Genomic DNA, 21295 nt, shown 5'->3' with positions numbered 1-21295 from the left:
AGAAAAACAACGCCTTGACCGACCACGGGAACCATACGGAGCGGAACACCGCCCGCGAGAATGAGGCCTTCAGGCCGCGAGGGAGAGTAATCGTGACTGCACCCGGCGAAAACATGCGCATCAACAGCGACCGTCTCTGGGATTCGCTGATGGAGATGGCCAGGATCGGCCCCGGCGTGGCCGGCGGCAACAATCGCCAGACGCTGACGGATGAAGACGGCGAAGGCCGCCACCTGTTCAAGCGCTGGTGCGACGAGGCGGGCCTGACCATGGGCGTCGACAAGATGGGCACGATGTTCATGACCCGACCGGGAACCGATCCCGACGCGCTGCCGGTGTATGTCGGCAGCCATCTCGACACCCAGCCCACCGGCGGCAAGTATGACGGCGTGCTCGGCGTGCTCGCCGGGCTCGAAGTCGTCCGCTCGATGAACGATTTGGGCATCAAGACGAAGCATCCCATCGTCGTGACCAACTGGGCCAATGAGGAGGGCGCCCGCTTTGCCCCCGCCATGCTCGCCTCCGGCGTCTTTGCCGGCGTCCATACGCTGGAGCATGCCTATTCGCGCAAGGACCCGGACGGCAAGACTTACGGCGACGAGCTCAGGCGCATCGGCTGGCTGGGCGAGGAAGAGGTCGGCGCGCGCAAGATGCACGCCTATTTCGAATATCACATCGAGCAGGGCCCGCTTCTGGAGGCCGAGAACAAGCAGATCGGCGTCGTCACCCATTGCCAGGGCCTGTGGTGGCTGGAACTCACGCTGAGCGGCAAGGAAGCCCATACCGGCTCCACCCCGATGAACCACCGCGTCAACGCCGGCCTCGCCATGGCCCGGATCATGGAAATGGTCCAGACGGTGGCGATGGACAACCAACCGGGCTGCGTCGGCGGCGTCGGACAGGTGAAGTTCTCGCCCAATTCCCGCAATGTGCTGCCGGGAACGGTGATCTTCACCGTCGACATCCGCTCGCCCGACCAGACCAAGCTCGACGGCATGCGCGCCCGCATCGAGAAGGAAGCCGCCGAAATCTGCGCGGCCCTCGGCGTCGGCTATTCCGTCGAGGCGGTCGGCCATTTCGATCCCGTCACCTTCGATCCGACCCTGGTCGCCTCGGTGCGCAAGGCGGCGGAAGATCTCGGCTACAGCCATATGGACATCATCTCCGGCGCCGGCCACGACGCCTGCTGGGCCGCCAAGGTCGCGCCCGCCACGATGATCTTCTGCCCCTGCGTCGACGGCCTCAGCCATAACGAGGCGGAAGAAATCTCCAAGGACTGGGCCGCAGCCGGCGCCGATGTGCTGCTGCGCGCGGTGGTGGAGACGGCGGGGATTGTGGAGTAGGATCATGGCCTGACCCATCAGGAGGTTTGCCGATGACTTTGCCGAGAGAACTGTCTGCCGAAGAGAAAGCCGAGTTTCGGGCCAAGGGGTTCCAGCGCTTTGAACTTTGGCTGCCGGATCTTCGAGACCCGTCCGTCCGTGAGCAGGCGGTTGCAGAGGCAAATCGTATGGCCTTCGCCGATGAAGAAGACGACGTCATGGAGTGGATCGATAGTCTTCAGAAAGACATCTGGGATCGCGAACCCGAAGAAGATGATCAATGAAGCGTGGCGACGTCGTCACTCACTCATTCTCTCGAGCGATCTGGGCAAGCCGCGCCCGGCTGTCATCGTCCAGACAGATTTGATGACGGAGTCGCAGTTGAAGACCGTGCTGGTCTGCCCGATCACCAGCTTCAGTTCTGGACCGAGCATCTTTCGAGTACCGGTGGAGCCTACCGCCGCAAACGGGCTGAAACTACAATCGGAAGTCATGGTCGACAAGATCAGTCCGGCCAGCCGACAAAGGATCGGGGAAATCATAGGGACCTTTGATGACGTGACGATGCGACGACTTGAGCGCTCCATGGCTCTGGCGCTCGGGTTCGCCGGATGAGCACACACTGAATTGAAAACACGGGGAGAGTACGCATGACCACCACAGTCATCAAGAACGGCACAATCGTCACCGCCGACCTGACCTACAAGGCCGACGTCAAGATCGAGGGCGGCGTGTTCATCGAGATCGGCCAGAGCCTTTCCGGCGACAAGACGCTCGACGCGACCGGCTGCTACATCATGCCCGGCGGCATCGATCCGCATGTGCATCTCGAAATGCCGTTCATGGGCACCTATTCCGCCGATGATTTCGAAAGCGGCACGCGCGCAGGCCTCGCCGGCGGCACGACCATGGTGGTGGATTTCTGTCTTCCGGCGCCGGATCAGTCGCTGCTCGAGGCCCTGACGATGTGGGACAACAAGACCTCGCGCGCCAATGCCGACTATTCCTTTCATATGGCGATCACCGGATGGAACGAGCGCATCTTCGACGAGATGAAGACGATCGTCCAGGGCAAGGGCATCAACACCTTCAAGCATTTCATGGCCTATAAGGGCGCGCTGATGGTGAATGACGACGAGATGTTCGCCTCCTTCCAGCGCTGCGCCGAACTCGGCGCGCTGCCGCTGGTGCATGCCGAAAACGGCGACGTCGTCGCCTCGATGACCGCCAAGCTGCTGGCCGAAGGCAATAACGGCCCCGAGGCGCATGCCTATTCGCGCCCGCCGGAAGTGGAAGGCGAAGCGACCAACCGCGCCATCATGCTGGCCGACATGGCCGGCGTGCCGCTCTATGTGGTGCACACCTCCTGCGAACAGGCCCATGAAGCCATCCGCCGCGCCCGCCAGAAGGGCATGCGCGTCTATGGCGAGCCGCTGATCCAGCATCTGACGCTCGATGAGAGCGAATATTTCGACAAGGACTGGGACCACGCCGCCCGCCGCGTGATGAGCCCGCCCTTCCGCTCCAAGGCGCATCAGGACAGTCTTTGGGCCGGCCTGCAATCGGGCTCGCTCTCCTGCGTCGCCACCGACCATTGCGCCTTCACCACCGAGCAGAAGCGCTTCGGCCTCGGCAATTTCGCCAAGATCCCCAACGGCACCGGCGGGCTTGAAGACCGTATGCCGATGCTTTGGACCCATGGCGTCGCCACGGGACGTCTGACCATGAACGAATTTGTGGCGGTAACTTCGACCAACATCGCCAAGATCCTCAACATCTATCCGAAGAAGGGCGCGATCCTCGTGGGCGCCGACGCCGACATCGTCGTGTGGGACCCTAAGCGCTCCAAGACGATTTCGGCCAAGACCCAGCAATCGGCGATCGACTACAACGTTTTCGAAGGCAAGCAAGTCACCGGCCTGCCGCGCTTTACACTCACGCGCGGCGAGGTGGCGATCGAGGAAGCGACCGTCAAGACCCGCGAGGGCCATGGTCAGTTCGTCAAGCGCGAACCCTTCACGGCGGTGAACAAGGCGCTATCGACCTGGAAGGACCTGGTCGCGCCGCGCAAGGTGGAACGGACGGGGATACCGGCAAGCGGGGTGTGATTTATGGCTAAAGGCGCCGCTCCCTTCCCAAAAGCATCTTCCTTCCGGGGAGTCGCGGGCGCGCGTCTGGCGCCAGCGTCGGATGCTTGGCGAGAGCGTGCGCCCAGCCAATCTCCCCCTTGAGGGGAGATGTCCGGCAGGACAGAGGGGGTAATCCCGATTGACGCCGGAGGCTGTCTTGACGCCGCACTTTGACGTCGCGCCCGCCAACCGTCACAACGCCCGCCGCATGCGCAAAGCCATGACGGACGCCGAGTTGAAGCTATGGAACGAGATCCGCGCTCATCGCCTGATGGGGCTGAGCTTTCGCCGGCAACTGCCGATCGCGGGCTATATCGTCGATTTCGCCTGCGCCGAGCATCGGATCATTGTCGAGGTGGATGGGGCGCAACACAATGAGGACGAGGCGCTTCGTTATGACGTCCAGCGAACGGCGGTCCTGAATGAACTGGGTTGGACGGTGCTGCGGTTCGGCAATGACGATGTGTTAAAGGATATGAATGGCGTCTGCGAGACGATCATCCGCACCATTGGGGTGGGGGCGTTTCAATGAGGAAGGTAGGCGTTCCGGGCCACCCCCTCTGCCCTGCCGGGCATCTCCCCTCAGGGGGAGATCGACTCGTGGCCGGAGCATTGCCCAACAACAGCCTCATCTCTGCGGCAGACGCGACGGTGATGGCAAGCGGGGTTGGCGAGCCCAGCCAATCTCCCCCTTGAGGGGAGATGTCCGGCAGGACAGAGGGGTGTGCCCCCAGCCGCGCCATATCAATCCGCCAGCCTCTCCAATTCCGGCAACAACACCACGCTCTCCTGCTCATTGGGGTCCGTGCGCGCAATGACCGCCGAACAGCTCTCCGTCTTCGATCGGTTGACCGGCAGATGCGGCATGCCGGCGGGGATGTAGAACATGTCGCCGGCCTTGGTGATGATGCGGTGTTCCAGATTGAAGCCGTAGAAGCATTCGACTTCGCCCGACAGCACGAAGATCGCCGTCTCGTGGCCTTCATGCATATGCGCCTTGGCGCGGCCGCCGGGCGGCACAGTCAGCAGCATCATCGCGATGCCCTGCGCGCCGGAGGACTCCTTGGAAATACCCTCGAGATAGGAAAAGCCCTGCTTACCGTCATAGGGGATGGCGGGGCGGATCAGCTTGCAATCGGACGCGGGGGATGATGACATAAACCAAAGCTCCTTCGAACCAAGACAGAGCGGATCAACCGCCAGGGGAGAATAATCATGATACTGGGTGCACATGTCCACTTCTAAAACACCAGTGGTGACGGCGCGCGATCTCGGCCTGGTCTTTCCGACCAATGACGGCCCCGTCACCGCGCTGACCGGCGTCGATCTCGACGTCAACAAGGGCGATTTCGTTTCCTTCATCGGCCCCTCGGGCTGCGGCAAGACGACATTCCTGCGCGTGATCGCCGATCTCGAAAAGCCGACGTCAGGCTCGATCCTGATCAACGGCATGACGCCTGAGAACGCCCGCAAGAGCCGCGCCTATGGCTATGTCTTTCAGGCGGCGGCGCTCTATCCCTGGCGGACGATCGAAGAGAATATCGCACTGCCGCTCGAAATCATGGGCTACGCAAAGTCGGAGCAGAAACAACGCATCGAGCGCACGCTCGATCTCGTCAATCTCTCGGGCTTCGGCAAGAAATATCCCTGGCAGCTGTCCGGCGGCATGCAGCAGCGCGCCTCCATCGCCCGCGCGCTGGCCTTCGACGCCGACCTGCTGCTGATGGACGAGCCGTTCGGCGCGCTCGACGAGATCGTCCGCGACCATCTCAACGAACAGCTCCTGAAGCTCTGGGACCGCACCAACAAGACGATCTGTTTCGTCACCCATTCCATTCTGGAAGCCGTCTATCTCTCCACCAAGATCGTGGTAATGAGCCCCAGGCCCGGCCGCGTCACCGATGTGATCGAATCCACCCTGCCCCGGGAGCGTCCGCTCGAAATCCGCGAAAGCCCGGAATTTCTGGAAATCGCCCATCGCGTTCGCGAGGGCTTGAGAGCGGGACATTCCTATGACGAATAGTCCCCTTACACGCATGCGCGGGAGAAGCGGTCGATGAAAGCGGGTTTCCTTCTCTGGCTCTCCGTCTCCGCGGTCATTTTTGTCGGCGCCGCAACCGCATCGCGCACCTATGTCGCCACCGCAAACTGGCTCTGGGTGCTCTTGTCGATGAGCCTTACATCATCGGCAACCTGATCATGCTCCGGCTGATGCGCGAAGGCGGGCTGGGCCTGGCCGTGTCGATTTCGGCCATCGCGCAGCTGATCCTCGCCAATATCATCGCATTCCTGGTCTTCAACGAGCGACTGACCGGCGTCCAGACCGCGGGCCTGGCGCTCGGCCTGGTGGCCATGACGCTGATGATGTGGCCGACCAAGGCGGTGGCGCCATGATCTGGCTGCGCGACAAGGCCTTTCCGGTGCTGACGATCGTCGCGGCGCTGATCGCGCTCTGGCTGGTCTTCGTGGTCGTGCTGAACGCGCCCTTCGAGCGCAGTCAGGCGACCAGCGCCGGAACCGAGATCGGCTTCTCCGAACTGGTCAAGAAGACGTTTACGCAGGAGCGGCCGGTTCTGCCCTCCCCGCACCAGGTGTTGGCGGAATGGTGGAAAACCACGTTTGAGATGAAGCCGACCTCCAAGCGCAGCCTCCTCTATCACGCCTGGATCACCATTTCGGCGACGCTGGCGGGCTTCGGCATGGGAACGGCGCTCGGCGTGGCGCTGGCCATCGGCATCGTTCACAACCGCGCCATGGACCGCTCGCTGATGCCTTGGGTGATCGCCAGCCAGACCATTCCGGTCCTGGCGATCGCGCCGATGATCATCGTCGTGCTCAATGCCGTCGGCATATCGGGACTTCTGCCGAAGGCGCTGATCTCGACCTATCTCAGCTTCTTCCCGGTCGTCGTCGGCATGGTGAAGGGCCTGCGTTCACCCGAACAGATACAGCTCGACCTGATGCACACCTATAACGCCAGTTCGCTACAGACGCTCGTCAAGCTGCGCTGGCCCGCCTCCGTGCCCTATCTCTTCGCCTCGCTAAAAGTGGCGATCGCTGCGGCTCTCGTCGGCGCCATCGTCGGCGAATTGCCGACGGGGGCGGTAGAAGGCTTGGGCGCGCGCCTTCTGTCCGGCTCCTATTACGGCCAGACGGCGCAGATCTGGGCGGCGCTGTTCATGGCCTCCGCCGTCGCCGCCGGCCTAGTGGCTCTGGTGGGACTGCTGGAAAGACTGACCATGAAAGCCATGGGCGCAAAACCGGAGGGCGCGCGCTGATGAACATGTCGCTGATTCTCTTCGGCCTCGTCTTCTGGTTCGCCGCCTGGGCCTTCAACGCCTGGCTGACGAAGCAGAAGTTCTCCAGCCCGGCCCTGGCGCGCGCCGCCAATCTCGCGGTGCCGGCTTTGTTCGGCATGACACTTCTGGTGCTCTGGGAATGCCTGACGCGCGGCTTCAACGTGCCGCATGTGCTGCTGCCGCCGCCCTCGATGATCTGGGCTCGGCTGATCTCGTCCCTGCCGATCCTGTGGGCCGATGTGCAGCAGACCTTCTTCAAGGCCGTGCTGGCGGGTTATGTCATGGGCTGCGGCCTGGGCTTCATCGCCGCGATCCTGATCGACCGCTCGCCTTTCCTGGAGCGCGGTTTCCTGCCGCTCGGCAATTTCGTCTCGGCGCTGCCGATCGTCGGCGTCGCCCCGATCATGGTCATGTGGTTCGGCTTCGACTGGCCGTCCAAGGCCGCCGTCGTGGTGATCATGACCTTCTTCCCGATGCTGATCAACACGCTGGCCGGGCTCAAGGCATCGTCCTCGATCGAGCGCGACCTGATGCACACCTACGCCGCCGACTGGCGCAACACGCTGCTCAAACTGCGTCTTCCCGCCGCCTGGCCGTTCATCTTCAATGCGCTCAAGATCAATTCGACTTTGGCGATGATCGGCGCCATCGTGGCGGAGTTTTTCGGCACGCCGATCGTCGGCATGGGCTTCCGTATTTCGACCGAAGTCGGGCGCATGAATATCGACATGGTCTGGGCCGAGATCGCCGTTGCGGCCCTGGTCGGCTCGCTGTTTTATGGTCTCGTCGCCATCTTCGAGCGGCGCGTCACATTCTGGCATCCGTCTGTCCGTGGTGGGCAGGCGTAATATAAAGAGGGAACAAAACACCATGAAAAAGACGATCGCACTTCTGACGACCGCGAGCGCGCTGACGCTCGGCGCGCTCTCGGCCCAGGCCGCCGACAAGGTGACGTTGCAGCTGAAATGGGTCACCCAGGCCCAGTTCGCTGGCTATTACGTCGCCAAGGACAAGGGCTTCTACAAGGAAGAAGATCTCGAGGTCGACATCAAGCCGGGCGGTCCCGACATCGCGCCCGCCCAGGTGATCGCCGGCGGCGGCGCCGATGTGGTGGTCGACTGGATGCCGTCCGCGCTCGCCACCCGTGAAAAGGGCGTAGCTCTCGTCAACATCGCCCAGCCCTTCAAGCATTCCGGCCTGATGCTGACCTGCGCCAAGGATTCCGGCATCACCAAGCCGGAAGATTTCAAGGGCAAGACCATCGGCGTCTGGTTCTACGGCAATGAATATCCGTTCCTCACCTGGATGGGCAAACTCGGCCTCAAGACCGAAGGCGGCGCCGACGGCATCACCGTGCTGAAGCAGGGCTTCAACGTCGATCCGCTCCTGCAGAAGCAGGCGCAGTGCATCTCCACCATGACCTATAACGAGTATCACCAGATCCTCGAAGCCGGCGTCAAGGCCGACGACCTCGTGACCTTCAAATACGAAGATCAGGGCGTCTCCACCCTCGAAGACGGCCTCTATGTGCTGGAAGACAAGCTCAAGGACGACGCCTTCAAGGCCAAGATGGTCAAGTTCGTCCGCGCCTCGATGAAGGGCTGGAAATATGCCGAAGAGCATCCGGACGAAGCCGCCGACATCGTGCTCGAAAACGACGCCTCCGGCGCCCAGACAGAACAGCATCAGAAGACCATGATGTCGGAAGTCGCCAAGCTGACCGCCGGCTCCAATGGCGCGCTCGATCCGGCCGACTATGAGCGCACCGTCGCCACGCTGCTGGCCGGGGGCTCCGATCCGGTGATCACCAAGAAGCCGGAAGGCGCCTATACGCTCGACATCACCAACGAAGCGCTGAAGTAATCCGCAGATCACTCGATCTCGAAAGGCGCCGGAAACGGCGCCTTTTTTTTGTCGCCTTGGGAGACCAATGCCGGGAACGAAAAAACCCGGAGCCGAAGCCCCGGGTCTGATGGCGCGAAAACGTGAAGCCGAAGCTTACTTGTTTTCGAGATAGGTGTACTTGCCGTCGGCGCCCTTCTGCCAGGTGTACATCGTGTAGTCCGGACGGGTGATGTCGCCCTTGGAGTCGAAGCCGATGTCGCCGATGACGGTCTTGAACGGACCCTTGGCCTTGGCGGTTTCAGCGACCGTCTGCGGGTCGTTGGAGCCGGCAGCCTTGGCGGCTTCGGCAATGATCTGCAGAGCGGCGTAGGAGTACAGCGTGTAGGCTTCCGGCTCGAAACCGGCGTCGCGGAACTTCTTGACGGCGTCGGCGGCGTTCGGGTTGTTGCGCGGATCCGGCGGGAAGGTCATCAGCGTGCCGTTGACGGCGTCGCCGGCGATCGAAGCCAGTTCGTTGGAGGTGATGCCGTCGCCGGACATCAGCGTCGCCTTGAGGCCCTGGTCGGCCATCTGACGCAGGATCAGGCCGGCTTCGGTGTGCAGGCCACCGAAGTAGACGATCGAGACGCCGGCTTCCTTCATCTTGGCGATGAGGGCGGAGTAGTCCTTTTCGCCGGGCGTGATGCCTTCGTAGAGCGCTTCGGTGATGCCGAGGCCGTTCATCGCCTTCTTGGTTTCGTCGGCGAGACCCTGGCCGTACGGGGTCTTGTCGTGAACGACGGCGACCTTGGCGTCCTTGAAGTTGTCGGCGATGTACTTGCCGGCCACTGCGCCCTGCTGGTCGTCACGGCCGCAGGTGCGGAAGGTGTTCCACAGGCCGCGCTCGGTGAAGTTCGGGTTGGTGGAGGCCGGGGTGATCTGGAAGATGCCGTTTTCGGCGTAGACTTCGGAAGCCGGGATGGAAACGCCCGAGTTGAAGTGGCCGATCACGAACTTCACGCCGTCACCGACGAACTTGTTGGCGACGGAAATAATACCTGCTTCGGGTCGGAGACGTCGTCGCCGAGCACGATCTTGACCTGCTCGCCATTGATGCCGCCGGCCGCATTGATGTCGGCCGCCGCCTGTTCAGCGCCCTTCTGGAGCTGAGCGCCGAAAGCGGCGTTCGGTCCGGTGAGCGGGCCCGCCACGCCGATCAGCAGATCGGCCCAGGCGTTGCCGCCGAAGGCCACCATGGCCGTCAGGGCCACGGCGGAGAGAAGCATCTTCTTCATCTTTAACTCCCAATATTTGAGGCGTGTTGGTTCCTGTTTGCCCCCGTCGCCCGCCTTTTGCGCCAAGGGTTTTTTTCCCCGTTCCGCTATCTGTTCACAGCGGATGGAAACTTGTCAAACGCTCTTTTTCTTCCAGCCGAACGGACCGGATTTCTCATAGAGCCAATAGTATTTTGTCGCCATCTGGCCGGCGCGGGTGTGGCGGAAGCCGAGGATCGCCACGACCATCAGATAAGCGGTGTCCACCGCGTAATATTGCAGCGTGAACATGGTGCCGCCATAGAGCGCGTGATGGATGAAGCGGACGGCGATTCCGAGCAACAGGATGTAGACCACCACCTGCGGCCAGATCTCGCCCCAGTTGTCGGCGACGCTCTTGCCGGTGCGCCAGGCGGTCCAGCCGCCGATCAGGATCGTCACCAGGAAGAACTCCCAGATGATCGGTTCTTCGTAGAGAATACCTTGCATTTTCAAAGCTCCCTCGGGCGTGAGAGTATCCGATTGCGCGCGGCGCGCAAGATGCCCTCCGCCCTGTTCGACTTAATGATGACCGCCTTCGAGATAGGCTGCGCGCACTTCCGGATTGGCGAGAAGCTCCTGGCCGGAGCCGCTCATCGTCACTTGGCCGTTGACCATCACATAGCCGCGATGGGCAAGCCGGAGAGCGGCGAACGCGTTCTGCTCGACGAGGAAGACGGTGAGGCCTTCGGTCTTGTTGAGCTTGCCGATCGCCTCGAAGATCTGCTTGGAGATCAGCGGCGCGAGGCCCAGCGACGGTTCGTCGAGAAGCAGCAGCTTCGGCCGCGCCATCAGCGCGCGCCCGATCGACAGCATCTGCTGCTCGCCGCCCGAAAGCGTGCCGCCGCGCTGATACTGCCGCTCCTCGAGCCGCGGAAACAGCGCGAAGATCCGCTTCACGTCCTCATCGAAGAATTTCTGCTTGTCGAGGGACGCGCCCATCTGCAGGTTTTCGAACACGGTCATACGCGGGAAGATGCGCCGTCCCTCGGGCGATTGCGCAATGCGCAGCCGGGCGATTTCATGGGTCGGCATGCGGGTGATGTCGCGTCTATCGAACAGAACCCGGCCGCTGCGGGCCTGCGGGCTGCCGCAGATGGTCATCATCAGCGTCGACTTGCCGGCGCCGTTGGCGCCGATCAGCGTGACGATTTCGCCCTGGTTGGCGGTGACGGTGACGCCGCCGAGCGCGCGGATATTTCCATAATAGGTCTCGACATTCTCGACCTGGAGAAGAGGCTGGGACATCAGACAACGCCTCCTGCAATCTTGGCGGCTTCTTCTTCGTCGTCGACGCCGAGATAGGCGGCGATGACTTTCGGATCGGACTTCACATGCGCCGGCGTGCCGTCGGAGATCTTGCGGCCATATTCGAGCACCACGACATGGTCGGAGATTTCCATGACCACCGACATGTCGTGCTCGATGAGCAGGATCGACGTCTCGCTCTCCTTGCGTATCGAGCGCAACAGCGTGTTCAGCGCCAGCGATTCCTTGGGGTTGAGGCCGGCGGCCGGCTCATCCAGGCACAAGAGTTTGGGGCCGGTGCACATGGCGCGGGCGATTTCCAGGCGACGCTGGGCGCCGTAGGGCAAGTCGCCGGCGGGATCGTCGGCGCGCTCGGTGAGGTCGGCCTTGTCCAGCCAGTAGCGGGCGAGCTCGATCGATTCCCTGGAGGCGTCTTTGTAGCCGCCGATGCCGAGCAGGCCGAGAATGGTGAAGCCCGAAGCCTTCATCAGCTTGTTTTGTGCTGCGCCACCAGGAGGTTTTCGAGAACCGTCAGACCCGAGAAAAGCCGGATGTTCTGGAAGGTGCGGGCGACCTTGGCTTTTGCGGTGATGCGGAAATCCGGCATCTGCTCCAGCTGGAACGTCTGGCCCTGGCCGTGATTGAGCCGGATCATGCCCATCGTCGGCTTGTAGAAGCCGGTGATGCAGTTGAACACGGTGGTCTTGCCGGCGCCGTTGGGACCGATCAACGCGGTGATCTCGCCTTCATGGCAGTTGAACGACAGGTCGTTGATGGCCATCAGGCCGCCGAATTTCATCGAAAGGTGCTCGACTTCGAGCAGGGGTGTCTTTTCCATTGTCATCGCTCCCGCCTCAGCCATGGCCTTCCTTGGTGAAACTGCCCGAGACGTTCTTGCGCTCGAACAGGAAGGCGGTCGGCTCGCGGCTGCCCACGAAACCACGCGGCTTCCACACCATGATCACCACCATGGCCAAACCGAAGATCAGCATGCGATAGAGTTCGGGCGTGAATTCCGGACCGAAGATCAGCTTGAGGAACTCCATGTTGCGCAGGAGTTCGGTGCCGCCGACCATGGCGACCGCGGCGACCGCGATGCCGACCAGAGACCCCATGCCGCCGAGAACGACGATCGCCAGAATGATCGCGGATTCGAGGAAGACGAAGGATTCGGGCGACACGAAGCCCTGACGCACCGCGAAGAAGGAGCCCGCGAAACCGCCGAACATCGCGCCGATGGCGAAGGCCGTCAGCTTGGTGTTGGTCGTGTTGATGCCGAGCGAGCGGCAGGCGATTTCATCTTCGCGCAGCGCTTCCCAGGCGCGGCCGATCGGCATGCGGCGCAGGCGGATCGTCACATAGGCGGTCAACAGGCAGAGCGCGAGGATGAGATAGAACAGGAAGATCTTGTAGTAGACCGAAGACATCGGCAGGCCGAAGGCCTTGGTGAAATTGTTGGCCGCGCCGACGTCGAAGGACCAGATGCCGAAGATCGACGACGCCTTCGGGATGCCGGAAATGCCGGCGGAGCCGTTGGTGACTTCCTTCCAGTTGATCAGAACCAATCGGATGATTTCCCCGAAGGCCAGCGTGACGATGGCCAGATAGTCGCCCTTCAGACGCAGAACCGGGAAGCCGAGAATGACGCCCCAGAAAGCGGCGAGAATGCCGGCCAGCGGCAGCAGGATCCAGAAGGAGAAGCCGAAATGCTGCGACAGGAGGGCATAGGAATAGGCGCCGACCGCATAGAAGGCCACATAGCCGAGATCGAGCAGACCGGCGAGGCCGACCACGATGTTGAGGCCCCAGCCGAGCATCACATAGATCAGGATCTGGATGCCGAAATTGTCGACCCATTTCAGCGAACCCTGCAGGCCGAAGATGCTGACGCAGAGAGCCGGATAGATCAGCAGGAAGGCGAGACCGATCTTGCTGAAGTTGTTGACGAAGAACCTCCATGCCTGCACGGGTCCGGAGACGGGATCGCCCTCGACATAGGCCGGCGCAGCGTCTTTGGCGGACTTCCGGGCGGCGAGCCACGGATTGATGACCGTGATCATCGCGAACCGCACCACCATCACCAGGCCGACGACGAAGGCGAGCTTCACCCAATGGGTGACGATGATCAGCTCGTTATGGATGTTCTGGGTGGATTCGAGCCCGATGAACAGCAGGAAGAGGCCAAAAGCCACCACGCCGGCGAAGATGGATTCGCGCAGGGCTCGGGCAGTCAGAGATGCTCCGGCCGCCTGATTGTTTGATGAGAGGTTTTGCATGGCTGTCAGACCTTTTCCACTTCAGGACGACCCATCAGGCCCGACGGCTTGAAGATGAGCACGATGGCGAGGATCGAGAAGGTCGCGACGTCCTTGTAGTCGATGGTGAAATAAGCCGACCACAGGGATTCGATGAGACCGATCAACAACCCGCCCAGCACGGCGCCCGGAAGCGAACCGATGCCGCCGAGAACCGCGGCCGTGAAGGCCTTGACGCCCGGAATGAAGCCGTCGGCGAAGGAGATGACGCCGTAATACATCAGATACATCGCGCCGGCGACGGCGGCGAGCGCCGCGCCCATCACGAAGGTGATGGAAATCGTCCGGTCGACATTGATGCCGAGCAGCGCGGCCATCTTGCGGTCCTGTTCGGTGGCGCGCTGGGCGCGGCCGAGCGAGGTGTAATTGACCAGATACCAGAAACCGGTCAACAGCACCGCCGTCAGGATGACGATGACGATCTGCTTGAGCGACAGCGACACGCCGCCAAAGGTGTAGACATCGGTGATCATGCCCGGGATCGCCTTGTTGCGCGGACCCTGGGTGACCTGAACGAAGTTCGAGATCAGGATCGACATGCCGATCGCGGTGATCAGCGGCGCGAGCCGGAACGAGCCGCGCAGCGGACGATAGGCGATCTTTTCGATCGTCCAGTTCCACAGGCTGGTCACAGCCATGGCGACGATGATCATGATGAGAAGGGCCACAGCCACCGGCACGCCGGCGATCGCGCCGGTCAGCACCAGGAACACGATCAGCGCGACGAAGCCGCCGAGCATGAAAATATCGCCATGGGCAAAATTGACCATGCCGATAATGCCGTAAACCATGGTGTAGCCGATGGCGATGAGGCCATAGATAGAGCCAAGCGTCAGCCCGTTGAGGAGCTGCTGGATAAAATATTCCATCCGTCTCTTTTCCCCCGCATGCAGTCGTTAGATCGCTGCTGCTTCTGTTCTTAGGAAAGGCCGCGAGTGGAACGGCCTTTCCAAAACCCATAGCGTTTTCGCTTGAAATGTGAAGACTCAAAGTGCGGTTTTCAGACGCTCCTGCGTTCAAATTCGGAATTTGATCACAATTTATGCATATTGCAGTTTTTTTGAGCGCGAATTGCAACCGTATTGGACGCGCCGATATCGGCCAATCGCCGCCATACATAGGGCGGGATCATAAAAACCACGTAGGTGCGCAGAGTTTAACAAAATTCAAGGTTGCGCCGAAACGCCGCAAGCCCCGACAAAAGCGAATCGCCCGGCGATGGAGCTCGCCGGGCGAAAAACGGGACAATTCGTTTCAGGATAAAACGGCGCCTCAGCCGCGCATGACGGCTCCGTCGGCATCGAAGAGCGCCGTGGACTGCAGCTTTGCAGGCAGCATGTCGCCAAGCAGCTCGATCTGCCATCCCTCGACGTCTTCGGCGATCTCCCTGGGCACATAACCGACCGCCACCGACAGACCCGGACCATGCGCATAACCGCCGGAGGTCACCCAGCCCTTGACCTCGCCCTTGTGCCAGATCGGTTCGTCGCCGACCACGTCGGCGTCCTTGGCTTCGATGACGAAGGTGCGCAGACGCAGCGCGCCGCCCTCTTCCTTCTCCTTTGCGGCCGCGGCCTTGCCGATGAAGTCGGCGTCCTTCTTGAGCGCGATGAAGCGGCCGAGTTCGGCTTCAAAGGGACCATAGAGCGGACGATATTCGCGCGACCAGCTGCCATAGGCCTTTTCCAGCCGAAGCGAGTTGAGAGCGCGCAAGCCGAAGAGACCGATGCCGAATTCGGCCCCCGCCTCGAGGATCTTCTCGAAGATGTAGCGCTGATATTCCGGCTTCATCCAGATCTCATAGCCGAGATCGCCGGTATAGGAGACGCGGCCGACGATCGCCGGGGCCATGCCGATATCCATCTTGCGGATCGCCATGAAGGGGAAGGCGTCCGTGGACATGTCGAGATGGGTGAGCTTGGCGATGAGCTCGCGCGACTTCGGCCCGGCGATGGCGAGGCCGGCGAGGCCGAGGCCGATCGCTTCGAAGCGCACCGAGCCGTCCTCAGGCAGATGGCTCTCGAACCAGCGCATATGATAGTTCTCGGCCACGCCGGAACCGATCAGCAGGAAATCGTCCTCGCCCATCGTGGCCAGCGTGAAGTCGCCGATCAGCTTGCCGTCATGCTTGAGCATCGGCGCGAGCGTCATCTTGCCGAGCGCCGGGATGCGGCAGGCGAGCAGACGATCGAGATAGGCGCGCGCGCCCTTGCCGGTGATCTTGTATTTGGCGAAGCCCGACGTCTCCATCATGCCGACGCCGTCGCGCACGGTCTTCACCTCGCGGGCGACATGCTCGAAATCGGTCGAGCGGCGCCAGGAGAACTTGTCCTCGACGCCTTCGGGCGCGAACCACAGCGGCTGCTCCAGCCCGTAATACTGGCCGAACACCGCGCCCATGCCCTTGAGCCGATCATAGATCGGCGTGGTCTGCAGGGGCCGGCCGGCCCGGCAGCTCCTCATTGGGGAAGCGGATCGAGAAGCGGCGGGAATAGCCTTCGCGCACCTTGGCGTTGGTGTAGGCCATGGTGGAATAGTCGCCATAGCGCGACACGTCCATCGCGAAGACGTCGAAGCCCGGATCGCCCTGCATGATCCAGTTGGCGAGCGCGAGGCCGACGCCGCCGCCTTGACTGAAGCCCGCCATCACGGCGCAGGCCGACCAGAAATTCTTCAGGCCGCGGATCGGGCCGACCAACGGATTGGCGTCCGGCGAGAATGTGAAGGGCCCGTTGATGACCTTGCGGATGCCGGCATTGTTGAAGGCCGGGAAGTGGCGGAAGCCGACTTCCAACTCGCCCGTGATGCGGTCGAGGTCCTCGCCCAGCAGTTCATGGCCGAAATTCCACGGCGTGGTGATCGGCGACCAGGGACGGCAGTCCTTCTCATAGGTGCCCATCAGCATGCCGCCGCGCTCCTGGCGGATATAGATCTCGCCGTCGAAATCGACGCAATGGACGATTTCCTTGCCGGTGGCGGCGTTGAACTCGGCGACCTCGGGCATGTCCTCGGTGATGAGATACATATGCTCCATGGCGAGCACGGGCAGTTCGAGACCGACCATGCGGCCGACTTCGCGCGCCCAGAGGCCGGCGGCGTTGACGACATGCTCGGCGATGATCTCGCCCTTGTCGGTGATCACCCGCCAGCAACCGTCCTCGCGCTGCACGAGATCCTCGACCTTGGTGTGCAGATAGATCTCGGCGCCGTTCTTCTTGGCCGACTTGGCGTAGGCATGCGTGGTGCCATAGGGATCGAGATGGCCTTCGACCGGGTCGTAGAGGGCGCCGACGAACTGGTCGGGATCCATCAGCGGCATGAATTCCATCGCTTCGCGCGGCGTCAGGAGTTCGGTGTCGAGCCCGCCGTAGCGGCCCTTGGCCTGGATCGTCTTCAGCCAGTCGAAGCGGTCCTTGGTGGCGGCCAGCATCAGGCCCGAAGTCATGTGCAGGCCGACATCCTGGCCGGAATATTCCTCGATCTCCTTATAGAGTTCGACCGTGTATTTCTGCAGCTTGGCGACGTTCGGATCGCCATTGATCGTGTGCATGCCGCCGGCGGCGTGCCAGGTGGAGCCGGAAGTCAGTTCCGACCGCTCGAGCAGAACGACGTCGGTCCAGCCGAATTTCGTGAGGTGATAGAGGACCGAACATCCGACGACGCCGCCGCCGATTACGACGACCCTGGCATGGCTCTTCATGGCATAGCTCCGCTCCCGGTAAGAGCGGACACGCCCTCCCGGCTATAGATAACCGATTGATTGGAAAAGGCTTTCCGTTAATGCGCCGCCCGCCGGCCGGCGCCCGGAACCGCCTTCAGTTCACAGTCAAAACACTATTTCCGAAGGAGCGCATTTCTTGTCGCTCAGGCGAAAACAATTTGTCTGTTTGCGCCAAAATGCGCAGCGGGATCGTTGTTTCGTCGGTCCGGCCGCCATTTGCAGACAAACAGGCTGGACGCTTTTTCTCCGATGCGCGGCATCGAGGGCGATTGCTGGGAACGATGGGCCCAAATGAAAGAGCCGGCCCCTCACGGAGCCGGCTCGGACGATCGGGCGCGCGCCTGTTTCAGCGTTCCGCCACGGCAAAGGACAGCGAGAATTCCCGGCCCGCGAGGCGCAGATCGTGATAGAGACTTTCGGCGAAACTGCGCAGCACGATCAGTTCGAACGCGTCATCGCCGCTGCGGGCCAGATTGACGGTCAGATGCTGGAACGCCATCATCGCCGACTCCCCGACCGGCAATGCGCCGCCGGCCAGATCGACGCCGACGCCCTTCATCAGGATGCGCAGCGCATGCGGTCCCCTGAGGCGGAAATGCGTGCGGCCATGGCTTTGGTCGACCACCATTGCGCCGGCGATCTCTCCGAGACCGCTCCCTCTCTCCGGGGTCACGCCCAGCCATTCGCCCGGGCCGACCTTTCGTGGGCTGACGCCCGGCAGCGCCTTCAGCGCTGCGTCCACCGCGTCCGCCTGGCCCTTGAAAGCGAGGACGGAAAAGATGCCGGAGCCTTCAACGAGTTCCAGATGATTGGCGTTCGGCATTTCGATGCCATGCACGGCACCGTCGGCCAGGGGATGACGATATTGATAGGTCATGGGATCCTCCTCAGGCGTGCAGCTTCTTGTTTTCGGGATCGAAGAACACGGTGGAGCTGATCACCGCTTCGGTCTCCTGACCGCGCAGTCTGTCCCAGACCACCACTTTCTCGCCCATGCGCTCGCGTCCGGATTTGACGAAGGCGAGCCCGATCGTGTGGCCGAGCGCCGGCGAATAGCAGACCGAGGACACCCAGCCCTGATCGGCCACCGTCGACGGCGTCGCGCCGACCTTCAGGATATGCGCGCCGGACTTGAACTCAACCTTGGGATCGACGGGCACGAGACCGACGAGCTGATGGCGGTCCGCCGCCTTCATGCCATAGCGATCGAGCAGGCGCTTGCCGACGAAATCCGGCTTCTGCGCCGAGACCAGCTTGCCGAGGCCGACATCGTCAGCCGTCACGCGGCCGTCGAGTTCGGCATGGGTGACATGGCCTTTCTCGATGCGCATGACGTTGAGCGCTTCGACGCCATAGGCGCAGATGCCGTGCTTGGCGCCGACCGCCATCACAGCGTCGGCGACCGCTTCGCCGTAACCGGCGGGCACGCCCAGTTCATAGGCGAGTTCGCCCGAAAACGAGATGCGGTAGAGCCGCGCCTCGGGGCCGTCGACCATCTTGACCGCGCGCGCGGTCATGAAGGGGAAGGCGGCGTCCGAGAGATCGTCGACGATCAGTTCCTGCAGGATCTCGCGCGACTTCGGTCCGACCACGGACATCTGCGCCCATTGATCGGTGACCGTCACGAAACGCACGTCGAGTTCCGGCCAGACGGTCTGGTGGAAGAACTCCATATGCGTCAGCACTTCGCCGGCATAGGCGGTGGTGGTGGTGATGAAGAAGTGGTTCTCTCCGAAGCGGCTGACGGTGCCGTCGTCATAAACCATGCCGTCTTCGCGGAGCATGATGCCGTAGCGCGCCTTGCCGACCGGCAATTTCAGCATGGCGTTGGAATAGATTCGGTTGAGGAATTCCGCCGCATCGGGACCCATCACTTCGATCTTGCCGAGCGTGGAGACGTCGCAGACGCCGGCTTTCTCGCGCACCGTGATCACCTCGCGGTCACAGCTCTGCCGCCAACTCGTTTCACCGTCGCGCGGGAACCAGGAGGAGCGATACCAGAGGCCGGCCTCGACCATCTTGGCGCCGTTCTTCTTGGCCCAGCCATGCAGGGGAGAGACGCGGATCGGCTGCGCATGCTCGAAACGCGCCGCGCCCGCCAGCGCGCCGAAGGTCACGGGCGTATAGAACGGCCGGAAGGTCGTCGTTCCGGTCTGGGCCGGGGTCACGCCCTGCATGCCGGCCAGGATGGCGGCGGCGTTGACGCCGGACAGTTTGCCCTGGTCGGTCGCCATGCCGTTGGTCGTATAGCGCTTGGCGTGTTCGACATGCCCATAGCCTTCGCGCAGCGCCAGGCCGAGATCGGCGACATGCACGTCGTTCTGGAAATCGACGAAAGCCTTGGACTTGGATCCGGCGACATACCAGAGCGGCGTGAAGCCTTCTCCCGCCTCGCCTTCGATATCGGGCCGGACATAAGCCGGCGCCGACAGACCGAGGGAGGATGCGGCTTCCGCGCCGGCCTTCCAGCCATCGGCGAGGCAGGCGCCGAGTCCTTCGAGACCCGAGGCGCCGCCGGCGGCGAAGAAGGGTTCCGTAAGCGACGGCGCGAGGAAGGCCGCCTTCTCTTCCGACCAGACCGGTCGCTGGCCGCGATGGCACATCAGATGAATGATCGGGCTCCAGCCGCCGGACATGGCCAGCGCGTCGCAGGCGATGGTTTCCATATAACCGGAGCGTTCGATGGTCGCGCCCTTGATCCGCAGCTTGCCTGACGTGTCGACCACCTGGGCGCCGGCGACGACGCGGGCGCCTTGCGGCGCGACATCGGAAGCGCCGACGCGGCTGTCGATGATCGCGGCGATCTCGACGCCCCTGGCGGCCAGATCGCGCGCGGTTTCATAACCCGAGGCGCCATTGGCGAAGACCGCGACCTTGCGGCCGGCCGCCACGCCGTAACGATTGGCGTAAGTGCGCATCGCCGACGCCGTCATCACCCCCGGCAGGTCGTTGCCGCCGAACACCAGCGGACGCTCTTCCGCGCCGGAGGCCAGCACCGCGCGCTTGGCGGCGATACGCCAGACGCGTTCGACGGCGCGGTCGGCATGCGGCTGGGCGACATGCTTCTGCACACGCTCGACCACGCCGAACACCATGTCGTCGAACCAGCCGAACACGGTGGCGCGCGGCAGCATCGTCACATTCGGCATGCTCGCCAGCTCGGTGATCACCGTCTGCGCATAGTCGGCGGCGCCTTCGCCACCGATGGACGTGCGCGAGGCGAGCAGCGAGCCGCCGAGACGGGCGCCTTCGTCGGCGATCAACACTTTCAGCCCGGCGCGACCCGCGGCCAACGCCGCCATCAGCCCGGTCGGACCTGCGCCGATCACCAGCAGATCGCAGAAGGCCCAGCTCTTCTCGTAATTGTCCGGGTCGCGCTCGCCGATCGACAATTTGCCGAGGCCGGCGGCCTTGCGGATGAAGGGCTCGTAGACCTTTTCCCAGAAGCTTTTCGGCCACATGAAGGTCTTGTAGTAGAAGCCGGCCGACAGGAAAGGCGAGAGCAGCGAATTGACGCTGCCCACGTCGAATTTCAGCGACGGCCAGCGGTTCTGGCTGACCGCGGACATTCCTTCATAAAGCTCCGCCACCGTGGCGCGGACATTGGGCTCCATCCGCCCGCCTTCGCCGATGGTCACCAGCGCATTGGGCTCGGACACCCCTGAAGTCACCACGCCGCGCGGACGGTGATATTTGAAGCTGCGGCCGAGCAGCAACTGGTCATTGGCCATCATGGCGGAGGCGAGCGTGTCGCCTTCAAAACCCTTATAGGCGACGCCATCGAAGCGGAAGCCGACGGATTTGGAGCGATCGACGAGACCGCCGGTGGAGAGACGATAGGCGGTCATTCAGCGCCTCCCTGACGAAACGCGGCGGCGTCCTGAACCGAATAGACCTCGTGGCTCACGGTGTCGCGCTCCACGACGAGAAAGCGCCGGCAGCCATTGAGGTGATGCCAGAGTTCGCGATAGCGGCCCATCGGATTGTCGCGCAGATAGACATAGTCATGCCATTCCTTGTCGGACGCCGTCGCAGCCGGACGGACCGGGGCGGCGTCGCCCTTGATGGTGAATTCTTCCTTGGGTCGGACCCCGCAATGCGGGCAGGTGATGAGGCTTGCCATG

19 protein-coding genes and 3 pseudogenes are annotated in these 21295 nt (G+C 62.6%); 11 read left to right on the top strand and 11 right to left on the bottom strand.

Annotated elements, in window-relative coordinates; all coding sequences use genetic code 11:
* The first annotated feature begins 92 nt into the window (after nt 1-92).
* The 5 genes from H2O14_RS16435 to H2O14_RS16415 all read left to right on the top strand — a co-directional run bounded on the left by H2O14_RS16435 (nt 93) and on the right by H2O14_RS16415 (nt 3983).
* Nucleotides 93-1343: a Zn-dependent hydrolase gene (locus H2O14_RS16435; protein WP_182828494.1), complete on the top strand. Its 1251-nt coding sequence runs from the start codon at nt 93-95 to the stop codon at nt 1341-1343.
* Nucleotides 1344-1375: 32 nt separating this feature from the next.
* The gene (locus H2O14_RS16430; RefSeq protein WP_182828493.1) at nt 1376-1606 is read left to right on the top strand and encodes an antitoxin MazE-like protein; all 231 of its coding nucleotides are present in this window, start codon (nt 1376-1378) and stop codon (nt 1604-1606) included.
* On the top strand, nt 1596-1937 hold the full coding sequence (locus H2O14_RS16425) for a type II toxin-antitoxin system PemK/MazF family toxin (RefSeq protein WP_210275465.1): 342 nt from the start codon (nt 1596-1598) through the stop codon (nt 1935-1937). The genes H2O14_RS16430 and H2O14_RS16425 overlap by 11 nt, the downstream gene beginning before the upstream one ends.
* A gap of 35 nt (nt 1938-1972) precedes the next feature.
* Nucleotides 1973-3430, top strand: a complete 1458-nt coding sequence (hydA, locus tag H2O14_RS16420; protein ID WP_182828492.1) for a dihydropyrimidinase — start codon at nt 1973-1975, stop codon at nt 3428-3430.
* Between the two features lie 229 nt (nt 3431-3659).
* Nucleotides 3660-3983: an endonuclease domain-containing protein gene (locus H2O14_RS16415; RefSeq protein WP_182829408.1), complete on the top strand. Its 324-nt coding sequence runs from the start codon at nt 3660-3662 to the stop codon at nt 3981-3983.
* Between the two features lie 212 nt (nt 3984-4195).
* Here the strand turns inward: H2O14_RS16415 and H2O14_RS27615 are convergent, their stop codons facing one another.
* Complete coding sequence (locus tag H2O14_RS27615) at nt 4196-4609, bottom strand: cupin domain-containing protein (RefSeq protein ID WP_246697421.1); 414 nt, start codon at nt 4607-4609, stop codon at nt 4196-4198.
* Nucleotides 4610-4682: 73 nt separating this feature from the next.
* On the opposite strand from H2O14_RS27615, the gene H2O14_RS16405 reads away from it, so the two are divergent.
* The 6 genes from H2O14_RS16405 to H2O14_RS16385 are packed head-to-tail and all read left to right on the top strand — an operon-like array spanning nt 4683 to nt 8613.
* Nucleotides 4683-5474: an ABC transporter ATP-binding protein gene (locus H2O14_RS16405; RefSeq protein ID WP_246697420.1), complete on the top strand. Its 792-nt coding sequence runs from the start codon at nt 4683-4685 to the stop codon at nt 5472-5474.
* 33 nt (nt 5475-5507) lie between these two features.
* Nucleotides 5508-5648: a hypothetical protein gene (locus H2O14_RS27610; RefSeq protein ID WP_246697419.1), complete on the top strand. Its 141-nt coding sequence runs from the start codon at nt 5508-5510 to the stop codon at nt 5646-5648.
* A gap of 2 nt (nt 5649-5650) precedes the next feature.
* The gene (locus H2O14_RS27605) at nt 5651-5845 is read left to right on the top strand and encodes a hypothetical protein (protein ID WP_246697418.1); all 195 of its coding nucleotides are present in this window, start codon (nt 5651-5653) and stop codon (nt 5843-5845) included.
* Nucleotides 5842-6729 carry an ABC transporter permease gene (locus tag H2O14_RS16395; RefSeq protein ID WP_182828489.1) on the top strand — a complete coding sequence of 296 codons (888 nt, stop codon included), beginning with the start codon at nt 5842-5844 and terminating at the stop codon, nt 6727-6729. The genes H2O14_RS27605 and H2O14_RS16395 overlap by 4 nt, the downstream gene beginning before the upstream one ends.
* A complete protein-coding gene (locus H2O14_RS16390; protein WP_182828488.1) occupies nt 6729-7598 on the top strand; it encodes an ABC transporter permease in 870 nt (289 codons plus the stop codon). Before H2O14_RS16395 ends, H2O14_RS16390 begins: the two co-directional genes overlap by 1 nt.
* Nucleotides 7599-7620: 22 nt before the next feature.
* On the top strand, nt 7621-8613 hold the full coding sequence (locus H2O14_RS16385; RefSeq protein WP_182828487.1) for an ABC transporter substrate-binding protein: 993 nt from the start codon (nt 7621-7623) through the stop codon (nt 8611-8613).
* Between the two features lie 135 nt (nt 8614-8748).
* On the opposite strand, the pseudogene H2O14_RS16380 reads toward H2O14_RS16385, so the two are convergent.
* From H2O14_RS16380 to H2O14_RS16335, 10 genes and pseudogenes are all read right to left on the bottom strand, one after another.
* A pseudogene (locus tag H2O14_RS16380) lies at nt 8749-9869 on the bottom strand (branched-chain amino acid ABC transporter substrate-binding protein).
* Nucleotides 9870-9983: 114 nt separating this feature from the next.
* Nucleotides 9984-10337, bottom strand: coding sequence for a DUF6867 family protein (locus H2O14_RS16375; protein ID WP_182828486.1), 354 nt, complete (start codon nt 10335-10337; stop codon nt 9984-9986).
* A 72-nt stretch (nt 10338-10409) separates the two neighbouring features.
* The gene (locus H2O14_RS16370) at nt 10410-11135 is read right to left on the bottom strand and encodes an ABC transporter ATP-binding protein (protein WP_182828485.1); all 726 of its coding nucleotides are present in this window, start codon (nt 11133-11135) and stop codon (nt 10410-10412) included.
* Nucleotides 11135-11997: pseudogene (locus tag H2O14_RS16365) on the bottom strand (ABC transporter ATP-binding protein). Before H2O14_RS16365 ends, H2O14_RS16370 begins: the two are co-directional and overlap by 1 nt.
* The gene (gene livM / locus H2O14_RS16360) at nt 11990-13411 is read right to left on the bottom strand and encodes a high-affinity branched-chain amino acid ABC transporter permease LivM (RefSeq protein WP_182828484.1); all 1422 of its coding nucleotides are present in this window, start codon (nt 13409-13411) and stop codon (nt 11990-11992) included. Before livM ends, H2O14_RS16365 begins: the two are co-directional and overlap by 8 nt.
* A gap of 5 nt (nt 13412-13416) precedes the next feature.
* A complete protein-coding gene (locus H2O14_RS16355) occupies nt 13417-14319 on the bottom strand; it encodes a branched-chain amino acid ABC transporter permease (protein ID WP_182828483.1) in 903 nt (300 codons plus the stop codon).
* Between the two features lie 403 nt (nt 14320-14722).
* Nucleotides 14723-17150 (bottom strand): annotated as a pseudogene (locus H2O14_RS16350) (FAD-dependent oxidoreductase).
* A gap of 367 nt (nt 17151-17517) precedes the next feature.
* Entirely contained in the window at nt 17518-18048 is a 531-nt protein-coding gene (locus H2O14_RS16345; protein ID WP_182828482.1) for a sarcosine oxidase subunit gamma, read from the bottom strand.
* 10 nt (nt 18049-18058) lie between these two features.
* Nucleotides 18059-21019: a sarcosine oxidase subunit alpha family protein gene (locus H2O14_RS16340; RefSeq protein ID WP_182828481.1), complete on the bottom strand. Its 2961-nt coding sequence runs from the start codon at nt 21017-21019 to the stop codon at nt 18059-18061.
* A complete protein-coding gene (locus H2O14_RS16335) occupies nt 21016-21294 on the bottom strand; it encodes a sarcosine oxidase subunit delta (protein WP_182828480.1) in 279 nt (92 codons plus the stop codon). The genes H2O14_RS16340 and H2O14_RS16335 overlap by 4 nt, the downstream gene beginning before the upstream one ends.
* Nucleotide 21295: the final 1 nt, after the last annotated feature.

The sequence above is a fragment of the Rhizobium sp. G21 genome, from assembly GCF_014158035.1.
In the GTDB taxonomy this organism is placed as follows: Bacteria; Pseudomonadota; Alphaproteobacteria; order Rhizobiales; family Rhizobiaceae; genus Rhizobium_E.
Note: the sequence above shows the minus strand (reverse complement) of the source record. Positions and strands in the feature narration are given on the sequence as shown.